Below are 1711 nucleotides of genomic sequence, written 5' to 3' on the forward strand. Positions count from 1 at the left end.
CTGCGCGCGGCGCCGGGCCCGCAGGGGCCCGGGCTTCCCTAGTAATGCACGGAGTGCGGGATGAACAGCTGCTGGAACAGGTTCTTGGCGAAGCGGTCGGTCATGCCGGCCACGTAGTCGGTCACGGCGCTCAGATCGTCGCCCTCGGCGATGGCGCGGTACTCCTCGGGCACCTCTTCCGTGTGCGCCACGTAGTAGTCGAACAGGGCGCCCACGAGGCGCGTGGCCTTGTCCACCTCCGCCATCACGACGGGCGCCGTGTACACGCGCGCGAACAGGAACGCTCTAAGCTCCATCATGGCGTCCCACACCGAGTCGCTCATGCGGATGTCGTCTGCGGCGGCCGACGTCTCCACCATGTCCATGACGAGCGTCTGGATGCGCGAGGAGTGGTCGGGGCCGAGCACCGCGTGCGTCGTGTCCGGCAGGTCGCCCTCGGACAGGATGCCCGCGCGTATGGCGTCGTCTATGTCGTGGTTCACGTAGGCGATGCGGTCGGCCGTGCCCACGATGCGGCCCTCGAGCGTCTCGGCTCGCAGGTCGCCGGTGTGATTGAGGATGCCGTCGCGCACCTCGGGCGTGAGGTTGAGCCCCTTGCCGCCGTTCTCGATGCGCTCCACCACGCGCAGGCTCTGCTCGTTGTGCCGGTAGAGCGCCTCGGCCTCGGGCGAGGCGGGGTCGATGCCCCGGTGGCGGGCGATGCTGCGCGCGAGCGCCTCCTCGCCGGTGTGGCCGAACGGCGTGTGCCCCAGGTCGTGCCCGAGCGAGATGGCCTCGGTCAGGTCCTCGTTCAGCCCGAGCGCCCGCGCGATGGTGCGCGCGATCTGCGCCACCTCGAGCGTGTGGGTGAGCCGGGTGCGGAAGTGGTCGCCCTCGGCGGCCAGGAACACCTGCGTCTTATGCGACAGGCGTCGGAACGACTTCGTGTGGAGGATCTTGTCGCGGTCGCGCTGGTAGTCGTTGCGCAGGATGTCGGGCTCGGCCGAGCGGGCGCGACCCTCGCTCTCGTCGGCGAACGAGGCGTCGGGCGAGAGCGCCTCGTGCGCGCGCTCCTCCTGGTCTTCGCGATGGATGATGCGCATGGCGGACCTCCTTGCTCGTCGTAGACGCCCTCAGTATACCAGCTTGCCCGGCTCGAACACGCCGCGCTCCGTGACGATGCGGGTGATCAGGGAGGCGGGCGTGACGTCGAACGCCGGGTTCCACACCTCCACGCCGGGGATGGGCGCGGGGAGCACCTCGGCGGGGTCGCGCTCCTCTATGGGGATGCCCGAGCCGTCCGGAAGCGTCGGGTCGATGGTGGACGTGGGGGCGGCCACGTAGAACGGGATGCCGTGGTGGCGCGCGAGCACGGCCACGCCGTACGTGCCTATCTTGTTGGCCGCGTCGCCGTTGGCGGCGATGCGGTCGGCCCCCACGAGCACGGCGTCCACCCGGCCGGAGGCCATGAGGCTGGCGGCCATGTTGTCGCATATAAGCGTGCAGGGGACGTTCGCCCGAGAGAGCTCCCATGCCGTGAGGCGGGCGCCCTGGCCCACCGGGCGCGTCTCGTCGGCGTACACGCGCTCCACCTTGCCCTGCGCGGCGGCCGCGTACACGATGCCGAGCGCCGTGCCGAAAAACGCGGTGCCCAGGCTGCCGGCGTTGCAGTGCGTGAGGATGCGGGAGCCGGGCGCGAGCAGCTTCGCGCCGTGGGCGCCGATGGCGCGGT

General features: G+C 70.8%; 2 protein-coding genes. Both read right to left on the reverse strand.

Going from position 1 to position 1711, the window contains the following annotated elements; genetic code table 11:
• Positions 1 to 38: 38 nt before the first annotated feature.
• Positions 39 to 1082: a deoxyguanosinetriphosphate triphosphohydrolase gene (locus tag GPA_RS02630; protein WP_015538855.1), complete on the reverse strand. Its 1044-nt coding sequence runs from the start codon at positions 1080 to 1082 to the stop codon at positions 39 to 41.
• 30 nt (positions 1083 to 1112) lie between these two features.
• Positions 1113 to 1711: S-methyl-5-thioribose-1-phosphate isomerase (gene mtnA, locus GPA_RS02635; RefSeq protein ID WP_041238857.1), on the reverse strand; the 599-nt coding region annotated here is incomplete at its 5' end.

The organism is Gordonibacter pamelaeae 7-10-1-b, assembly GCF_000210055.1.
GTDB lineage: Bacteria > Actinomycetota > Coriobacteriia > Coriobacteriales > Eggerthellaceae > Gordonibacter > Gordonibacter pamelaeae.